Annotated in this window: 16 protein-coding genes; 5 read left to right on the top strand and 11 right to left on the bottom strand. The window is 57.6% G+C overall.

Annotated features, from left to right (window positions below):
* Position 1 precedes the first annotated feature (1 nt).
* Entirely contained in the window at positions 2–928 is a 927-nt protein-coding gene (gene ku / locus KVT34_RS03135; RefSeq protein WP_217556622.1) for a non-homologous end joining protein Ku, read from the bottom strand.
* 131 nt (positions 929–1059) lie between these two features.
* A complete protein-coding gene (locus tag KVT34_RS03130) occupies positions 1060–1605 on the bottom strand; it encodes a GNAT family N-acetyltransferase (protein WP_217556621.1) in 546 nt (181 codons plus the stop codon).
* 208 nt (positions 1606–1813) lie between these two features.
* Between KVT34_RS03130 and KVT34_RS03125 the strand changes: the two genes are divergently transcribed.
* Entirely contained in the window at positions 1814–2386 is a 573-nt protein-coding gene (locus KVT34_RS03125) for a D-glycero-alpha-D-manno-heptose-1,7-bisphosphate 7-phosphatase (RefSeq protein ID WP_217556620.1), read from the top strand.
* Here the strand turns inward: KVT34_RS03125 and KVT34_RS03120 are convergent.
* From KVT34_RS03120 to KVT34_RS03105, 4 genes are all read right to left on the bottom strand, one after another.
* Positions 2373–3044 carry a hypothetical protein gene (locus KVT34_RS03120; protein ID WP_217556619.1) on the bottom strand — a complete coding sequence of 224 codons (672 nt, stop codon included), beginning with the start codon at positions 3042–3044 and terminating at the stop codon, positions 2373–2375. The two genes, KVT34_RS03125 and KVT34_RS03120, sit on opposite strands and share 14 nt — an antisense overlap.
* Positions 3041–3490, bottom strand: a complete 450-nt coding sequence (locus KVT34_RS03115; RefSeq protein WP_217556618.1) for a flavodoxin — start codon at positions 3488–3490, stop codon at positions 3041–3043. Before KVT34_RS03115 ends, KVT34_RS03120 begins: the two co-directional genes overlap by 4 nt.
* 223 nt (positions 3491–3713) lie before the next feature.
* Complete coding sequence (locus KVT34_RS03110; RefSeq protein WP_217556617.1) at positions 3714–4436, bottom strand: class I SAM-dependent methyltransferase; 723 nt, start codon at positions 4434–4436, stop codon at positions 3714–3716.
* Between the two features lie 128 nt (positions 4437–4564).
* Positions 4565–6088 carry a serine hydrolase domain-containing protein gene (locus tag KVT34_RS03105; protein ID WP_254634509.1) on the bottom strand — a complete coding sequence of 508 codons (1524 nt, stop codon included), beginning with the start codon at positions 6086–6088 and terminating at the stop codon, positions 4565–4567.
* Positions 6089–6452: 364 nt separating this feature from the next.
* Here KVT34_RS03105 and helD point away from each other — a divergent pair, with 364 nt between their 5' ends.
* Positions 6453–8885 (top strand): RNA polymerase recycling motor HelD, encoded by a 2433-nt coding sequence (helD, locus tag KVT34_RS03100; RefSeq protein ID WP_217556616.1) that lies wholly within the window; start codon positions 6453–6455, stop codon positions 8883–8885.
* A 142-nt stretch (positions 8886–9027) separates the two neighbouring features.
* Positions 9028–9324, top strand: a complete 297-nt coding sequence (locus KVT34_RS03095; RefSeq protein ID WP_042227947.1) for a DUF3817 domain-containing protein — start codon at positions 9028–9030, stop codon at positions 9322–9324.
* 53 nt (positions 9325–9377) lie between these two features.
* On the opposite strand, the gene modB is transcribed toward KVT34_RS03095, so the two are convergent.
* The 5 genes from modB to KVT34_RS03070 all read right to left on the bottom strand — a co-directional run bounded on the left by modB (position 9378) and on the right by KVT34_RS03070 (position 15409).
* A complete protein-coding gene (gene modB / locus KVT34_RS03090) occupies positions 9378–10067 on the bottom strand; it encodes a molybdate ABC transporter permease subunit (RefSeq protein WP_217556615.1) in 690 nt (229 codons plus the stop codon).
* Between the two features lie 3 nt (positions 10068–10070).
* Positions 10071–10901 carry a molybdate ABC transporter substrate-binding protein gene (gene modA / locus KVT34_RS03085; protein WP_217556614.1) on the bottom strand — a complete coding sequence of 277 codons (831 nt, stop codon included), beginning with the start codon at positions 10899–10901 and terminating at the stop codon, positions 10071–10073.
* Between the two features lie 55 nt (positions 10902–10956).
* A complete protein-coding gene (gene hrpB / locus KVT34_RS03080) occupies positions 10957–13524 on the bottom strand; it encodes an ATP-dependent helicase HrpB (RefSeq protein WP_217556613.1) in 2568 nt (855 codons plus the stop codon).
* Positions 13525–13781: 257 nt separating this feature from the next.
* Positions 13782–14060, bottom strand: a complete 279-nt coding sequence (locus KVT34_RS03075) for a hypothetical protein (RefSeq protein ID WP_217556612.1) — start codon at positions 14058–14060, stop codon at positions 13782–13784.
* A 65-nt stretch (positions 14061–14125) separates the two neighbouring features.
* Positions 14126–15409, bottom strand: coding sequence for an MFS transporter (locus KVT34_RS03070; RefSeq protein WP_217556611.1), 1284 nt, complete (start codon positions 15407–15409; stop codon positions 14126–14128).
* 177 nt (positions 15410–15586) lie between these two features.
* Between KVT34_RS03070 and KVT34_RS03065 the strand changes: the two genes are divergently transcribed.
* A complete protein-coding gene (locus tag KVT34_RS03065; protein ID WP_217556610.1) occupies positions 15587–16405 on the top strand; it encodes an EcsC family protein in 819 nt (272 codons plus the stop codon).
* 45 nt (positions 16406–16450) lie between these two features.
* The gene (gluQRS, locus tag KVT34_RS03060) at positions 16451–17425 is read left to right on the top strand and encodes a tRNA glutamyl-Q(34) synthetase GluQRS (protein WP_217556609.1); all 975 of its coding nucleotides are present in this window, start codon (positions 16451–16453) and stop codon (positions 17423–17425) included.
* The last annotated feature ends 152 nt before the right edge of the window (positions 17426–17577 follow it).

The following is a 17577-nucleotide window of genomic DNA, read 5'->3' as shown; positions in this document are numbered from 1 at the left end:
ATCAGCTCCCCGTCTTTTTCGCCGTCGACTTGGAGCGGTTTTTCGGCTTGCCTTTGGCGGACGGTTTCGGTGATGCCTCCGTCTTTTTCCGTCCTCCCGAGCCCGTGCGTCCCGCTGTCCCGGAAGTTTTGTTCTTCTCGGTTCCTGCCGCTCCCTGCTTGTCTTTCATCTGCTTGAGGCTCGCTTGAAGGGCGTCCATCAGATCGATGACGTTCGACTTTTTCTCCTCCGGAGCCAGCTTCACTTCCTTGCCCTCTACCTTATCTTCGATCGCATCCAGCAGACGTTCTCGGTAATCGTCTTCATATTTATCGGGATTGAATGTTCCGGTGAGCTGCTCGATCAGCATTTTGGCCATTTCCAGCTCACGTTCATCGGCTTCGGACTCTTCCGGCAAATTCGGAATCTGCTCCTTGGGCCGGATTTCCTCGGCATACCACATCGTCACCATGGACAGTACCCCGTCGATGACGCGGATTGCGGCCAGACTGCTTTTGGAACGGATCGTCACGTTCGCGATTCCGATTTTCTCCGTTTCTTCCAGTGCCGACACAAGCAGATTGTAAGCGTGGGTTCCCGCTTCGTCGGGCGCGAGGTAGTACGTTTTCTGGAAATAGATCGGGTCGATTTCCTCCAGATGGACAAAATCGAGAATCCGGATTTCCCGGGATTTTTCCGAGGCGAGCCCTTCCAGCTCCTTCTTGTCGAAGGTGACGAAATGGCCCGGTTCATATTCGTAGCCCTTGACGATCTCGCTCCAGTTCACCTCGCTCTCGCATTTCGGACAAGTACGGGTGTAATGGATAGGCACATTATATTCTTTGTGCAGCATTTTCATCGGAATGTCGTTGTCCTGCGTAGCCGTGTACATTTTGACCGGTACGTTGACAAGACCGAAGCTGATGGCGCCCTTCCAGATCGTTTGCATGTGTCAATCCCCTCCGTTTCGCTTAAAGAAGCGTATGTGTTGTACTTAACCGTGAGCTCGGGGGATCAATCAAAGAGCCGGACGGAAAAAACAGGATGAGGTATTGACCCCATCCTGCGCCGCATAAGCAATTATTGGTTCAATCTGCCCATCACGAGCGTGCTGTAATAGGTGCCGTCGGAAAGAAGTTTATCCTTTCTCAAAACCCCTTCGACTTCAAAACCGAGCTTCTCATATAGCCGAACGGCTTTTTCGTTCGTTTCCAGAACCGTCAGCGTCATTTTTACCATGCCCGTGGAATCCGCCCAGTCGATTGATGTCTTCAGCAAATTTTTACCGATGCCGTGCCCCCAATAATCTTTAAGTACCCCGACTCCGAATTCGACTTTGTGAGAAAACCGGATCAGGTCGCTGCCTTGGCATCTGGAAAAGGCGACGATGCGGTCCTCTACGGCCGCGACTAAAAACAAGTTTGTCGGGCTAACCGAATCCGCCTGAATCAGCTTGACGAAGCCCGGCGCGTCGATGAACGCTTCACCCGGTTCCCGGTCCAGATTCTCGGTTTCTCCATCGATTTGCACTCTTAGCCCGGACAACTGCTCCGCATCTTCTGCGGCTGCGGACCGAATCGTATACGATAAACCGTTCACGTTAAAAGGCCGTTCGGCAATAATCATGATCGTCTCCAATTCTACTGTTTTTTGCAAAAAATTTGCGGTTAAAACAGTGTATCACAGGTGCTGGACGTAAAGCGACGGGTCAGGATGATGTTTTTTGGAGGATGAGCGGCCGGTAAAATTCAAATTTCCTGTACAATTGCAATTAAGAAAGTCTTCCGGGAGAAATAACTCGTAGACCCGGTTACTGCTTAAGGAGGGAACCACGATGAAAAAAGCCGTATTCCTGGATCGCGACGGGGTTCTGAACGAGGTGATGTCAGGCAGGGTGCGCCACGTCAACAAACCGTCCGATCTGCATCTGCTGCCCGGCGTGCCGGAAGCCCTCAAAGGTTTGAAAGAGGCCGGTTTTCTCCTCTACATTGTCACGAACCAGGGCGGCATCGGGCTCGGATTTATGACGGAGAAGACGCTTCTGGCCATTCACCGGCGTCTGAAAAAACTGCTGGCCTTAGAGAATGCGGTCATCGACGATATCGCTTACTGCCCGCACCGTCCGGCCGCAGGCTGCCGCTGCCGCAAGCCGAAGCCCGGCATGCTTCTCGACCTGGCCCGCAAGCACGGCATCGATCTCGCGCGGAGCTACACGATCGGCGACAGCGAGACAGACATCGGGGCGGGCCGGGCCGCAGGAACCCGCACGATCCGGATCGGCGACGCAGGAGCGGCCGAAGCGTTCACCGCACCGCCGGACGGGGCGGATTTTGCGGCTTCTTCCCTGCTGGAAGCGGCGGTGATCATTGTGCGGCAGGAAGTGGAGACAGGCGCTAAGCGAGCATAATCCGGCCGCGCTTGTGCTCGCGCATCAGCGTATCCGTCAGCCGCAGAAAATCCATCGAAGCCTGCAGATCGTCCGATTTGGGCCGGATCCGGTAAGCTTCGCCGGTGAGCAGGTTGTACGCTTCGATCTGGCCCGGCAGCCTGCCGAACGCCTTGTAGGCGAAAACGAGCGACAGCTGAAGGTACGCTTTCACGACGGACCAGTCCTCGTCAAGATAGTACCGTTTCAGCGTGTAGGACCCGTTTGCCCATTCGCCTACATGCAGGTGCATGACGAGCTCCAGATCCAGCTCTTCGACCTGTACCGATAGCGTCTCGAAGAGGAACAAAGGAGGGTCCGACTTCTCTTCCTGAAACAGGGCGAGAATCAAATATTTCGCCAGATTTTTCTTCATGCGCAAATAATCTTCCATGACAAGCCCCGACTCCTCCGGACCGATCAGGTACATTTCCAGCCTCTCCAGGATAATGTCCGCCGTCCGCCGGGAAGCGTCGATGCCGTAAAACTCGCGGATGATCCGGTCGGCCGACGTTCTCGCGCTCTCGCGCCACGGCTCGCTCTCCTGACAGTTACCGCCGGAGTAAAAGCAGCCGGGGCAGCGGATAAACTGCTCCAGCCGGCCATCCTCCATCCGGCTTACCGCCGGCGCGCCGCTCACAGGGCCCCCTGGAGGCGGAGTACCGCCTGCCGTCCGAATTCTCTGCACGCTTCGCGTTCGGGAGCCGATGGGCAGAGCTCGATTTTCAGCCCCTCCTGCATCGTGCAGCCGAGGGATTGAAGCTTCTCCGTCAACAGATCGACGGCCGCTCCGTACTGGGCATAGCTGGAATCGCAGGAGCCGAATACCGCTCCGATTTTGCCGCTCAGCTTCAGCTCATCCATCTCTTCGTAGAAATCCAGAAACTCGTCGGGCAGCTCCCCGTCTCCCCATGTGTAAGCTCCGAGCACGATACCGTCGTAGGCTTCCAGTTCAGCCGCGCGGGCATCCAGAATGTCCTTGACCGTCACCGCTGCGCCGGCCTGTTTGATCCCTTCCGCCACAGCGTCCGCCATTTCCTCCGTATTGCCCGTTAAACTTGCGTAAACGACTATAAATGTGCTCATCCGTCACACATCCCTCCATCTATGTAATTTGATTATGACTGGTTTTATTTAATTGATAATGATTATCATTTTCATAATTAGTATAGAGGGTCTCCGTTCCGTTTTCAATCCCTAATTGAAAATTATTCTCAACGAAAAAACAAAAGAACCGCAGTTTCTCTGCGGCTCTTCGTTTATCCGTCTATCCGGCGGCTCTCTCGTACTTTACATTTCCGTTAACCGATTAACGCCCGGCTTCCCGCTTTCGGACCGCATAGCTCAAATAGTCCGTTTTCATTATGACCGGCGTATCGCCCCGGTTGATTTCGATATCCAGCGGTTTATGGGACACCTCAAGCTCCTCCCACCCCGCGTATGCCTGCCGGAGTTTTTCGAGCGCCTGCTCTTTCGTCAAAATCAGTTCGATCAGCGTTTCGCGCCCTTCGCCCGTTTCCGCATCCACTTCTCTTATGTTCGTATTCATGAGGATGAAGTTGATGCCCCCGTCCTTAGTCCCCGCCGCAAGTCCTGCCAGCACCTTATCCAAGGCGGATTCGGAACGGACATGCTCAAGGCTGGATGCCGCGAGGATATAATCGAACGTATTCTCCGGCACTTCGTATTCGCTGATGTCCGCCCGCCCGGTTTCGATGACCTCTTTCACGCCGTACTTGCCGCTGTTTGCTTCAAGCTGCTCCAGCGCTTTGTCCAGCAGATCCACGCAAACGACCTTTCCGCCTGTCGGCTGGAGCTTCCGGGCCAGCGGAATGGAATTTCGTCCGACCCCGCATCCCAGATCAAGCAGCCGCAAAGGTTTCCCGTCCTGAAGCATCGCTAAATACTCCAGAACCCGTTCATCCGGCTCTTCCAGCCAACTGTCTTTCTCGTACAAATCGTGCTCTTCAAAATACTGCTCGTGATACGCCTTCTCTTCGCGCCTGATTCGCTGTAAGCGTGCCGAATTCATGCTCATCATCCTTCCGCTGCTTTTTCGCTACCCATGCTTACCCCAAAAAATGCCGGGTTGAAGCGTCTAACGTCGGCAGCGGAATGAGAACGGCTTCGCCCGGGAAGTCAATCCGGGACCGATATCCGTTACAGCGCCGTTTTTCTCACCCGAATCGCCCGGACAACAGCGGCAATCTTAAGCAAACCGGTGCAAACCAGCAGGATCGCCATAAAATACAGCCCCTGGGACAGCCCCGGCAGGAAAACCATCAAAACCGGCCAAGGCGCATGAAGCAGCTTGGGCAGCATCAGGATGCAAGCCGGGAGCAGCAGATGAACCCCCGCAATTCCCGCTGCGCTGAACGCGATGCGGACGGCCGTCGGCTTTACGCGTTTTTTCCTCCGGAACAGGCTGTAAAAACTTCGGACGGCAAGCGCAAGCACGGCAGCGAGCGCCATATCGGCCAGCGCATACGTCCGGATATAGTTCGGCAGCGACTCTACGGGAGCGTCTTCTCCCTCCAGAATCCCGTATATTCCCATCACGATCTGATCGTAAGGCACGAGATAATCCATCGTGTTGAGAAGCAGAATAATGCCCGTGTCTCCATGAATAACCATAAACGAATACGTGTTTTCGGTCGCTCCGTCATGAAAAAGAACCCCGTTTTTGACCGTCCATCCCATCGCGTAGGAAGCACCGCCGCCCATGGAAGCTTCCGGTTTGTGAAGCGCAGCGCCGCTCTTTTCGCTCCAGACCGATTTCCCCTTGTAACGGCCCCCGTTCATCTGCGCGCTGAGATAATGGGTCATATCCTCCGCCGTGGAAATCAGGTAGCCTGAAGGCACCGTGCCCGAATGCGCAAGCTGCCGGGTCGGAACTTTGAAGCCGAAAACCGACTGATACCCCGCCGCCATGTCCGCACCCTCCGCCTCTTGCGGCGAACCGAAGCTGTTCTTCATTTCGAGCGGTTCGAAAAGATAGTCTTTTACATAAGCTGTGTAGGACGTTCCCGATACTTTCTCCACCAGGCCGCCCAGTACGTTGTAATTCAGGTTCGAATATTCGAAACCGGTTCCGGGATCCCGGACAAGCGAAATTTTATGTAAACCGCCGATATGGGCTCCGATTGTCGAATCCCCCTGCGTCAGGGCGGCAACGCCGTCGTATTTCGAAAACCCGCTCGTCTGGTAAAGCAGATCCTTTACCCGTATCCGGTCGGACCGCTCCGGGTCAGCCGTTCTGAAGTCCGGCAAATAGCGGCGTACCGGCGCCTCCAGATTGATCTTCCCTTGCTCCGCAAGCTGCATCACGGCCGCAGCCGTTATCGATTTGCTTGTCGATCCCAGCACGAAAGCGGTTTGCGGGGTCGTTTTCGCGCCGCTTGGATCGCTCGTGCCGTAGCCCTGAAGATAGAACGTATCGCCGTCCTTCTTCACAATGCCGAGCGCCGCGCCGGGGATATGCAGCCTCTTCATAGCCGCTTCCATGTAAGCGTCGATCCGTGCGGTCGTATCCGGCTTGCCGGAAACGCTCCCCGCCGCTTTGGCGGGTACCGGCACCGCAATAAGAAGTGCCGCGGCCGCCGCAAGCAGGGTCCGCGCCCCTATTCCCGTTCGTACTTTCTCGCTTCTTGCAAGTTTGGTTATAGCTGCTAGGTACATCCTCATCCAGTCTCCTCCGGGTTTATCATTTCCGCTGATAGAACCAGTCTAAGGCGATAAAGAGAAATGACCCATCGATTTCCCTTGCAAAACACGTGCTGCCGGCTTACAAAATCGTCACCTGAGCAGGTTTCCGTCTTTCATCAGATCCCTGAAAAATCAAAAAACCGCCAGATATCCTGGCGGCTTAAAATTAAGTTTGATTTTGTTAAGTAGGCATGGTAAAATAAAAAACCGCTGTCAATACTAGTAATTAAACGTATTGAGCGCTTTTATCTGATCTTATCGTATCACCTTCGCGCAGCTTTGTCAACTTTTTTTGTATCGCCGCTTATGCGGGTTGTTTTTTCACGTTTAAGGAGGGGTTTTCTTGTCGGTTTCCAAAGAAGAATGGCAGCATGAACAGCAAAGGGTCGATCTTGTCCGAACCAAGCTTCGGAAGCAGCTGAGTAAAATCGAACCCGATGTCGGGCAGCTCAAGTCTCAGGTTGTCGATATCCGCAAACATTTTTGGGATGAAGTGACCGTCAATCTGTCTCATGACGACGATATCCTGGATACGTACCTCAGCTTGAGGCAGCAGGCTGAAGTTTTATCCGAGAGAGAGAGAACCCATCGGCAGCTCAAAAGGCAGGCCGACCGGATGAATCGTCTTCTCCCGTCCCCTTATTTCGGTCGGATTGATTTTAAAGAAGACGGCCCGAGCGGTGCCGAGCGCGTGTACGTCGGCGTGTCTTCCTTTCTCGATGAAGACGGCGAAACCTTCCTTGTCTACGATTGGCGAACGCCCATTGCGAGTCTTTACTACGATTACGCGCCCGGTCCGGCCGAATATAATACGCCCGGCGGCCTTGTGGAGGGCGAAATCGAACTGAAGCGCCAGTTTATCATCCGTGACGGCCATATCCATTTCCTGTTCGACACGGGGCTGATGATCGGCGACGAACTGCTCCAGCAGGTGCTCAGCAAAGAAGCGGGCTCCCAGATGAAGACGATTGTCGCCACCATTCAGAAGGAGCAGAACCGCATTATCCGCAACGACAGCTCACGAATGCTTATCGTTCAAGGCGCCGCCGGCAGCGGAAAAACGTCCGCGGCTCTCCAGCGGGTCGCCTATCTGCTGTACAAACACCGGAAAACCTTAACCGCCGACCAGATGGTGCTGTTTTCGCCCAACCCGCTTTTCAACAGCTACGTGTCCACCGTTCTGCCCGAGCTAGGCGAGGAAAATATGCAGCAGACGACGTTTCAGGAGTATCTGCATCACCGGCTCGGCAGACGTTTCAACATCGAGGACCCGTTCGATCAGATCGAATATGTGCTGGCCGATGAAGAGACGCCCGGGTATGCCGCAAGGGTGAGCGGAATCCGCTACAAGGCCTCCACCCGCTTCCTGCACGTCATTCAAGCGTATAAAGACCGGCTTCTGAAGGACCATATGCTGTTCAAAGACATCGTTTTCCGGGATCAAGTAATAGTATCCCGTCAAGCCTTATCGGACCGCTTTTACGGCTACGATCCCGCTATCCGACTGGCCAACCGCATCGAGCTTATGAAAGAATGGCTGCTGGAAGAGCTTGCGGCCTATCAGGAGCGGGAAATGCAGGAAGACTGGGTCCGCGACGAGCTCGATTTCCTCGATAAAGAGCAGTACCAGCGGGCCTACAATCAGCTGCGCAAACGGCGGGGACGCGGCGAAAGCTTCGACGATGCCGACGTGGAGGAGCAGCTTCTGCGGAAAATGATCGTCCGGGAACATTTCAAGCCCCTGCGGACACGGGTGAAGCGGCTTCGCTTCGTCGATGTTCCCGGCCTGTACCGGCAGCTTTACGAGAACAAGCTCCTGTTTCAGTCCCTGCACCGGACGGCTGCGGCGGCGGATACTCCGGTTCCCGCGGAGAACGCCGACGACAGGGACGGACTTCCCGCCCGGTGGGATGAAATCTGCGCGTATACGCTGGAGCGGATGAACCGGGGCGATCTGCCGTACGAAGACGCGACTCCGTTCCTGTATTTGCAGGAACTGACCGAAGGCTTCCGTACCAACACAATCGTTCGGCACGTCCTGATCGACGAAGCGCAGGACTATTCCCCTTTTCAGTTCGAATTTCTGAAAAGACTCTTCCCGCGCTGCCGCATGACCGTGCTCGGCGATTTCAACCAGGCCGTGTTCGCCCAGGCGACGACGCTGGAAGGAAGCACGCCGGTTGCCGGTCTGTACGGTCCCGGCGAGACCGAGCAGATCGTGCTGCACCGCAGCTACCGGTCGACGAGGGAAATCGTCGAGTTCACGCGCGGGATGCTGGAGGACGGCGCCCAGATCGAGCCGTTCGACCGGGAAGGCGGCAAGCCCGTTGTTTTCACGGCCGCGGGTGCGGGTAAGGGCACTGACGCAAATGCAGGCGCGGACGCTCTCGTTCGCCGGATGACGGCGGAAATCAAGACGCTGCAGGCGGATGGCAGCACGTCCATCGGCGTCATCTGCAAAACCGCCGCCGAAAGCGAGCGCGCCTTCGAAGCGCTAAACGGCCTCGATGAGCTCCGCCTCATCCGCAAGGATACGCCTTCGTTCGAGAAAGGCGTCATGGTCATCCCGGCTTATCTCGCCAAGGGGGTCGAATTCGACGCCGTTCTCATTTACGACGCATCCGCCGGCGCCTACAGCCGCGAAAGCGAGCGGAAGCTGTTTTACACGGCTTGTACACGGGCCATGCACAAGCTCCAGCTCTATTCGGCGGGAACGCTGACCCCGTTCGTCCAGAAGCTGGATCCGGCCGTTTATACAGTGGAAACTGTGGAATAACTCCTCCGGATTTCGGCCGACGGACAGCTCGGAGAAGCCGGCTCGGCAGGCTTGTTTGAGAGTAGCATTCGCTCTGTGATAAAGTAAAGAAGCGAAGGCTCTTCCCTTCCTTATTTTTCTTACACAGGCGGTGTATGTTACCATGCTCAGCACTCCCATCGGGCGTTTGCGCGTGATCGGCTTTCTCGAAGGAATTTCATTCCTCCTGCTGCTGTTTATCGCCATGCCGCTCAAGCATTTCGCGGATGTCCCTCAGCCCGTCACGGTCGTAGGAGGCTTGCACGGACTGCTGTTCGTCCTCTTCCTGCTCGCCGTCGCACACGTCACATTCGTCCACCGCTGGTCGATTCTCAAAGTATTGACCGCCATCCTGGCCTCCTTCCTGCCGTTCGGCACCTTCGTGCTGGACGCACGTTTAAAGAAGGACGGCTGGTCCTGACCCGTAAAAACGAACGACTAAAAACCTGCCGAGGCATGCCTTGGCAGGTTTTTTTATGGAGCGGAGTTCCCGGCATTCGGATTTTTGCGGAAGTTGCCCGCAAGCAGAAGCAGAAAAGAAAAGGCGACAATCGCCCCCGTCCAGCACCAGGCGAGTGCATAGTCACCCGAATCGACTGCGGTATAAATGGCCGTCGGTACCGTCTGAGTCCGTCCCGGGATATTTCCCGCGATCATGATCGTGGCCCCGAATTCCCCCAGCGCCCGGGCAAAGCCGAGCACAAAAGCGGTCGCGAGCGCCGGTCCGGCAAGCGGCAGCGTAACGTGGAACAGAACCTGCCGTTCGCCGGCTCCCATAGACCGGGCGGCTCCTTCCAGGTCCGGGTCGATCGTCTGGAAGCCCGTTTTGGCCGATTGGTAGACAAGCGGAAAAGCGACGACCGTCGCCGCGATGACTCCCGCTCCCCAGGAGAAAACGACCGGCTGGTCCCAGAGCCATTCCGCCAGACGGCCGATCCAGCTTCTCCGGCCGAAAGCGAGCAGAAGCAGAAAGCCGATAACGGTAGGCGGAAGGACAAGAGGCAGCATAAAGACCGTTTCCAGCAAAGTCCTCCCCTTGAACGGTCGTTTATGTACGAGCCGGGCTGCCAATACGCCGAATACGAACGCCAGCATTCCCGACAGCAGCGCGATCTTCAGCGACAGCCAGACCGGAGAGAGGAACATTTCCATGTTCACCGGCATGGCTCAGGGACTTTTCAGGCCGAAACCGTACCGGGTAAAAATATCACGCGCCTCCGCTCCGGACAAGTACTCATAAAACTTCCGGGCCTCCTCCGCCTGCTTCGTGCCCGAAACGATTCCCGCCGGGTATTCGATCGGCGAAATTCCCGCCGCTTCTTTTGCCGTGTAGACCGTTTTCACCTTGCCGGAAGTAAGGGCATCCGTTTTGTACACGAAACCCGCATCCGCATTTCCCGATTCGACATAGGCCAGCACTTGGCGGACGTCTTTCGTCCACACGATTTTGGGCTGCAGCTTATCCCAGATCCCCGCTCCGTTCAAGACCTCTTGCGTGTAACTGCCCGCCGGAACCGTTTTGGGTTCCCCGACCGCGATCTTCTTCACCGGCTCTTTCAAAAGGTCTTCCGGACCGGCGATGCCGGCCGACGCATCCCCCGGCACGATCAAAACCAGCTCATTGGTCAGCAGAACGCCCGAACGGTCCTTGTCGATGAGCTGCTTATCCTGCAGAGCCTTCATCTGCGGCACCCCTGCCGAAATGAAAAGATCGGCGGGAGCTCCCTGTTCGATCTGTTTCTGCAAAGTGCCCGATGATCCGAAATTATAAAGCAGCTTAACGCCGCTATTGGCGCTTTCGTAACGCCGGCCGATCTCCTCCAGCGCATCTTTGAGACTTGCGGCTGCGGATACCGTCAGTTCCGCCGCCTTTCCGTTCTCTTCCCGGCTCGCGTCCGGTTTGCCTTCCTGGCTGCCGGTTTGTCCGGCGGAGCATGCGGCGAGTCCCAAAAGCAGGACTCCTGCGGCAATCGCTTGCCCTACCCGCTTCATAAGCACAGCGGCACCTCCATTCTTTTCCTATCTTAAAACTTGGTTTGTTTGATTATGAGGACTATTTGCGCGGCTTCGCCCGGCTGGTCGGAATCGCTTCAAGCGGATCGTCCGGCCAGTAATGCTTCGGGTAACGGCCTTTGAGATCTTTTTTCACTTCAAAATAAGCCTCTTTCCAAAAGCTCTCCAGATCGCGCGTAACCTGCACCGGCCGCTGTGCCGGAGATAACAGGTGAAGGGTCAAGGGCACGCGTCCCCCGCCGATGGCCGGCGTAGCTTGGAGCCCGAACATCTCCTGAAGCCGGACATACAGAGCCGGCGCTTCCGGCATCCTGTAATCGACCGGGATGCGGGAGCCGCTCGGCACGGTCAGATGGGTCGGCGCCTGCTCATCCAGCATCCTCCGCTGCTCCCAAGTGAGCATCGCTTCCAGCACAGCCGCCAGATTCAGACGCTGAAGGTCTCCCCGGCTTTTCATCCCGTACACGTGCGGACCCAGCCAGTCCTCCAGAGCGGCAAGCAAAGCTTCGTCCGAGACATCCGGCCACCGGTCATCATGATGCGCCATAAAGCTCAACCGCTCGCGGAGCTGCTTCGCCGGTTTGCTCCAGCCCAGCATTTCCAGCCCTTGGCTTCTGACCCCCTGAAGAAGGGCATCCTTTATAAGTTCGGGATCCGGAGCGGCAATAGTGATCTCCCGGAGGGTAAGCATGCCGAGCGACGTTCTTTTCCGGGCCCGTACAGCCTGAGCCTCCCGGTCCCAGTTCACCGTTATTTCCTCGACGATTTCATGGGCAAAATGCTCTTCAAGTTCGTCCCGCCCCACGGGAGCTCCCAAATAAATGGTGCTTTCCGCGCCCTGATCGTCCAGGTCGGCGCAAACGAGCCAAGGCTCCGACGAGAGGCGCTGCATGTCGGGCAGCACGGCCCCTCTGCCGCTGCTGAGAGTAAACCGCCCGGGCGACCGCTGTCCCGCAATGCGGTCGGGAAAAGCGAACGCGAGCAGCAGGCCCGTCCGTTCCGTACTGCCGGATTCGCCCTCCGGCACACCGAGCTCCCGCTTCCAGCGGGCCGCATCGCTTCCGAGACGGCGCAGCACGGAGGCATCCGCGCTCCCCGGCACAGCCACGTCCGCGAAGCTTTCGGGCTCCGCGGCGGAAGTGCCGGCGGCGGCGCTGTCGTGCGGCGGTCGCTGCGATCCGCGCCCCGGACCGCTGTAGGCCCGCAGCGCCTCGGCGCGCAGCCGCAAGTCCGCGTCCCGGGCCGATGGCGTGCCGCGGAGAATGTCGCGCTCGCCGAGCAGCGCCGCCAGCTCGCAGGCAAGCCCTCCCGCGCCCAGCGGAAGCGCCATCAGCGCCATGTGCGCCAGACGCGGGTGCAGGCCCAGCGCGGCGATCTTGCGGCCGTGAGCCGTCACGGCGCCCGATTCGTCCAGCGCCCCGAGCCTGCGGAGCAGGCTGCACGCCTGCGCGTAAGCGGCCGCCGGAGGCGCGTCGAGCCAGGCCAGCTCGTCCGGCCGGGCTCCCCACACGGCGAGGTCGAGCGCCAGCGGGGCCAGATCCGCCTCCGCGATTTCGGGCCGTCCGGCTGGGGCCAGGCGCCTCTCTTCCTGCTCCGTCCACAGCCGGTAGCAGACACCCGGCGCAAGCCGGCCGGCGCGGCCGCGCCGCTGATCCGCGGAGGCGCGGGAGACCGCCGTCGTCTCCAGGCGGCTCATGCCCGTGCGCGGCGAGAAGCGCGGAACGCGCACAAGGCCGCTGTCAACGACGATGCGCACGCCTTCGACGGTCAGGCTTGTCTCGGCGATCGTCGTCGCCAGCACGATCTTGCGCCTTCCCTGCGGGTCCGGCAAAATCGCGCGGTCCTGCTGCTCCTGCGTCAGGCTGCCGTACAGCGGTGCAACAAGGGCTTGCCCGGCCTGCAGCCGGGCGGCGAGTTCTTTTTCCGCCCGCCGTATTTCGGGAGCTCCCGGCAAGAATACGAGCAGATCCCCTTCCTCCTCGCGCCAGGCTTGCAGAACGGTATCCAGGAGGGCTGCTGTCACGGGTCCTTTTACGGGTTCCCGCCTGTAACGGGTTTCGACCGGGTACATTCTGCCCTCGCTCGTTACGACGGGTGCACCGTTCATTAGCGCCGCCACTGCGTCTCCTTCCAAAGTTGCGGACATAACCAGAAGCTTCAGGTCTTCCCGCAGCAGAGACTGGGATTGCAGGCAAAGGGCCAGGCCCAGATCCGCCGCCAGATTCCGCTCGTGAAACTCGTCGAACAGCACGATTCCCGCTCCTTCAAGAGACGGATCGCGCTGAAGCATGCGTGTAAGGACTCCTTCCGTAATGACCTCGATGCGTGTCTTCGGCCCGACCTTCGTATCCGAGCGCATCCGGTACCCGACCGTCTCGCCCGTCTTTTCCCCCAGCAGGGACGCCATATAAGCCGCGGCTGCCCTTGCCGCAATTCGCCGCGGCTCCAGCATCAGAATGCGTTTGCCGTCCAGCCAGGGCTCCTTGAGGAGAGCAAGCGGCACACGTGTCGTTTTACCCGCCCCTGGCGGGGCGATAAGGACGGCGTTCCGCTCCCGCCGCAGCACATTCAGCAGTTCCGGGAGCACTGCCTCCACCGGTACGTTCATATCTGTATCCCCCGTTTAATTCATCCAAAGTCAACGATTGCTTTTTTTAATGATGCTTTGTTCTATTATATAGAAGCGATTCTAAAAGTCGCCTGAACGCATAACCGTACAGCCTGCCGAACTTTAAGGGTTCATCCGACCCTGGGTATGTATTCATGGCTGCGGAAAACGAGTCACCGCGACGTTTTTCCCGCAGGCAAAATCTTTTTTATTGGCAGGGTCGCAGTCATTCGCAGCCGAATTCCGGCCGATCCTGTTTACGGCCCGGTTTGCAGGTTTGCGCCGAATCGTTTTTTCCAAAACACAAAAGAACCGCTCCGCTCGCGACCGGTCTTGTACCGGTCAATCCGGCAAAGCAAATGTCCGGAAGTTCTTTTCACAGCATAAACCAAATGACCGCTTCCCGTCCATTCACCCGAGTGCACAAAAAAGAGGACGATGCCATCGTCCCCTTTGAAGCGAACGCTTTGTACGAGGTGCCCCTCCCAGGCCGTAAACCGGTCGCTTCCCGTTAAGCCCGGATCCGGCAAGTACATATATCCGCGTTCATCTTCCTTGTTTCATACCTTCTAAATCGAGCCGCTCTCTTCCCCTTCTTTTCTCAAAGAGCGGAGGCGACATTGCTTTTGGCGGCCGTATTGGGAGTTGGTGCAAGCTTCGGAAGGATAGAGCCCAAAAGCAGCATACCCGTCAGGCCTGTCGCGAAAAGCACCAGGGCCATTCCCCACGCGGGCAGGAACCCGCCGATCACGACATTGATGGCGCAGATGAAATGGGCGCCGCTGTACAGCATGCCGTTGACCGCCATATATGAGCTCCGTGCATGGTCCGGAACGATGTTCACGAGGAACGCCTGCTTAATCGGAACATAGACCAGTTCGCCGATGGTGGCGATCAGCATCAGAACAAGGAGCGCCCAAGGATGATTGCCCATGGCCAGATAGCTGTAGCCCGCAATGTTCAGGAAGAGGCCGACGAACATCGTGCGGGTACCTCCGTATTTTTTGAGCAGATAACCGGTAAAAAGCGATAGGACAACGATGGCGAACGTATTCTCGGTCCTCAGAATGCCCAGAAGCTCAAGACCGTTCAGACCGGTCATGCCCGGCAGCAGAACGGCTCCGTGAATGTCTCTCTCCAGGCGGATTCCGATGTACTCCGTCAAATTAAACTCCACCGAAACCATAAGGAGGCTGGCCAGAACGTAAATCATAAACGTCCGATCCCGGAATACTTCTCCATAACTTTTCAAAATATGAAAAGGTCCGCCGGTTTTCGGGACGCCTTCCCGTTCACCGTGCCCCGCCGCCGGCTGGAGCGTTTCAGACAACCAGATCAGGGTAACGAGGTAAGAGATAAACGTAACTACCGATGCCCCGAGCAGAAGTTCGAACAAGTGCGAGCTGAACAGAAATGCCCCGATGATACCCGCGATCGAGATCGACAAGTTGTTCAGCCAGTACGTAATGCGGTACATGAATTTACGGGCCGCGGGCTCCGTCACGTCGATCAGCATGGCGTCCGCCGCCGGCTTGCTCAGTCCCCAGGCGGCTCCGATAACAAGGCTCATCCCCAGGGTCAGGTACGGAGACTCGTACCAGGGCGAATTCGCGGCCGCCATTACGGCATAAGCCGCGGTACAGACAAGTTCGCTGATCAGCATCAGTTTTTTGCGACCGATGCGGTCCGCATAATACCCGCCGATAAACGTCGCCGCGACTCCTGCGATTATATTGCCCATGACCGCAAGTCCGGCTGTCGTCGTTCCGAGCGTTTTGGCGAAATAAACCGCCATGAACGGAAGAACCATACCGCTTAGGATGCCCGTCACAAAGTGCATCGTTATCCGTATTTTTACATTGGGGTGAAAATCTCTGAATCTCATATCCGTTTCCTCATCTTCCGTCGGTACTGGGTGCTTGTTTTGATTTTCCCAGTTTACCAAATCGCTCCGGACTAAAAAAGGTAAATGATCGAAAACGGATTTCCCCTTTTCTGAACCGGTTTACTTCTTCTGTTCGTATTACTAAAAAACACACGAAACCACCCAGGAGGTCTGGCCATGCAACCGACGGAAACCAAAGACGAACTTCTCATGCGGCTCAACGAAATCGACAAATGGGAACAAGACCAAAAAGATATCTTTTTCTGGGAAAAGCTCGGCCGCCTCCCCTTCGCCCTGCTGGACAAGGTTACCCCGCGCTTTCTGCAGGACCGCATCGGACAGCTTATCGATGAGATCGGAAGCTACATTCAAACCGGCGGAAAATATCTCGTTTCGGAGAAAGGGATGCTTGACCATCTTTCCAAACATACGGCGGAGGAAAAAAATGCCCGTCATGACGTCCCTTCCATCCGGGAAGCCGCGTATCTTCCGCTTGCCGTCATGGACCGGGCCGCGGATTCCCTGGCCGAATCCAGATCCGCGCTCGCGACCGTGCAAGGGGCCACCACGGGTTTCGGCGGCATTTTTACACTGGCGATCGATATTCCCGCCCTGCTGGGCCTTTCCCTGAAAGTGCTCCAGGAGATTGCCGTCTGTTACGGTTATGACCCCAATGATAAAAAAGAACGTATTTTTATTATCAACTGTTTGCAGTTTTCGTCCTCTGATATCGTGGGAAAGAAAGCCATCCTGGAGAAATTGTCCGCTTACGATGCGGAAGGCCGGCAGTCCGTCTCCCAGCTCCAAGGCTGGCGGGAAGTCGTCACCACGTACCGGGATAATTTCGGCTGGAAAAAGCTGTTTCAGATGATACCGATCGCCGGTATGCTGTTCGGGGCGTATTTTAACCGGGGGACGATACGGGACGTTGCCGAAGCCGGCAAAATGCTATACCGGAAACGCCGCATTCTCGAAAAGTTGAACGATGCCGCTTAAAGGAGTATCTTCATAGATATCTCGTATGAAAGGGGCGTAACCACAATGAGCTCAAACCTAGTACGGGGGCGCTTCGCCCCTACTCCGTCCGGCGAACTCCATATCGGCAACGCCCGTACCGCCCTGCTCGCCTGGCTCCAAGCCCGGTCGGCGGGCGGTACGTTCGTCCTGCGGATGGAGGACATCGACAAGCCCCGCTGCCGGCCCGAGCTGGCCGAACAAATCACCGAAGACCTGCGGTGGCTCGGCCTCCACTGGGACGAGGGGCCGGGAGCGGGCGGTCCTTCCGGGCCTTTCGTGCAGAGCGCCAGAGGGCATCTCTACGAAGAGGCGCTCCGGACGCTGCGGGAGCGCGGGCATCTGTATCCCTGCTACTGCAGCAGGGCCGAGCTTCACGCCATCTCCAGCGCTCCGCACGGCCTCTCCTCCGAAGGCCCGTCCTATCCCGGCACGTGCCGCAACCTGACGGAGGCCGAGCGTGAAGCGCGCGCGGCGGTCAAAGCGCCCGCACTCCGCTTCGCGATGCCTTCGGAAGACATCGCTTTCCGCGATCTGGCCGCGGGTGCGCAGGTTTTTCCCGGCGGGGCCGGAGGGGACTTCGTCGTGCAGCGGGCGGACGGCATCGTGGCCTACCAGCTTGCCGCCGCCGTCGACGATGCGGCCATGGGCATCACCGACGTCCTGCGCGGCTGGGATCTGCTCGACTCCACCCCGCGGCAGCTGATGCTGCTGCGTGCCCTCGGGTGCGAGCCGCCGCGCTACACCCACGTCCCGCTGCTCTACGGACCCGACGGCCAGCGCTTGTCCAAGCGGCACGGCTCCTTGTCCGTGTCCGCCATCCGCCGCGCGGGAGTCCCTGCCGAGACGCTGCTCGGCGTCCTCGCATACTTGTCGGGCTTGACCGACCGGCCGGAACCGGTGCAGGCTGCCGAGCTGACAAGGGATTTCCGGCTGGCGGCATTCCCGCGGCATCCCGTGCAGCTAAGCCGGCAGCTCCTTCGGCTGCTTTCGGCGGGCTGAAGCATCGTCCGCTCTCATCCGCTCAGGGAGCCGCGAGAAGACGCCTCCGGACGGCAGGATAAAATTCCTCTCATCTGCACAAAGTATTCCTAGCTTTGGCGACCGGATCACCGGAGATTCTGAGGAATTCTGACCGAGGAGAGTGAATCCGC

It is taken from the genome of Paenibacillus sp. GbtcB18, assembly GCF_019091125.1.
Taxonomy (GTDB): Bacteria; Bacillota; Bacilli; order Paenibacillales; family NBRC-103111; genus Paenibacillus_F; species Paenibacillus_F chitinolyticus.
The sequence above is the reverse complement of the archived record's forward strand: the minus strand, read 5'-3'. Positions and strand labels throughout refer to the sequence as shown.

Bases quoted from the DNA above. Each gene is read 5' to 3' on its own strand.
- ku (WP_217556622.1), bottom strand. From the start codon at position 928: ATGCAAACGATCTGGAAGGGCGCCATCAGCTTCGGTCTTGTCAACGTA.
- KVT34_RS03130 (WP_217556621.1), bottom strand. From the start codon at position 1,605: ATGATTATTGCCGAACGGCCTTTTAACGTGAACGGTTTATCGTATACG.
- KVT34_RS03125 (WP_217556620.1), top strand. From the start codon at position 1,814: ATGAAAAAAGCCGTATTCCTGGATCGCGACGGGGTTCTGAACGAGGTG.
- KVT34_RS03115 (WP_217556618.1), bottom strand. From the start codon at position 3,490: ATGAGCACATTTATAGTCGTTTACGCAAGTTTAACGGGCAATACGGAG.
- KVT34_RS03110 (WP_217556617.1), bottom strand. From the start codon at position 4,436: ATGAATTCGGCACGCTTACAGCGAATCAGGCGCGAAGAGAAGGCGTAT.
- KVT34_RS03105 (WP_254634509.1), bottom strand. From the start codon at position 6,088: ATGAGGATGTACCTAGCAGCTATAACCAAACTTGCAAGAAGCGAGAAA.
- KVT34_RS03095 (WP_042227947.1), top strand. From the start codon at position 9,028: ATGCTCAGCACTCCCATCGGGCGTTTGCGCGTGATCGGCTTTCTCGAA.
- modB (WP_217556615.1), bottom strand. From the start codon at position 10,067: ATGCCGGTGAACATGGAAATGTTCCTCTCTCCGGTCTGGCTGTCGCTG.
- hrpB (WP_217556613.1), bottom strand. From the start codon at position 13,524: ATGAACGTACCGGTGGAGGCAGTGCTCCCGGAACTGCTGAATGTGCTG.
- KVT34_RS03075 (WP_217556612.1), bottom strand. From the start codon at position 14,060: ATGTACTTGCCGGATCCGGGCTTAACGGGAAGCGACCGGTTTACGGCC.
- KVT34_RS03070 (WP_217556611.1), bottom strand. From the start codon at position 15,409: ATGAGATTCAGAGATTTTCACCCCAATGTAAAAATACGGATAACGATG.
- KVT34_RS03065 (WP_217556610.1), top strand. From the start codon at position 15,587: ATGCAACCGACGGAAACCAAAGACGAACTTCTCATGCGGCTCAACGAA.
- gluQRS (WP_217556609.1), top strand. From the start codon at position 16,451: ATGAGCTCAAACCTAGTACGGGGGCGCTTCGCCCCTACTCCGTCCGGC.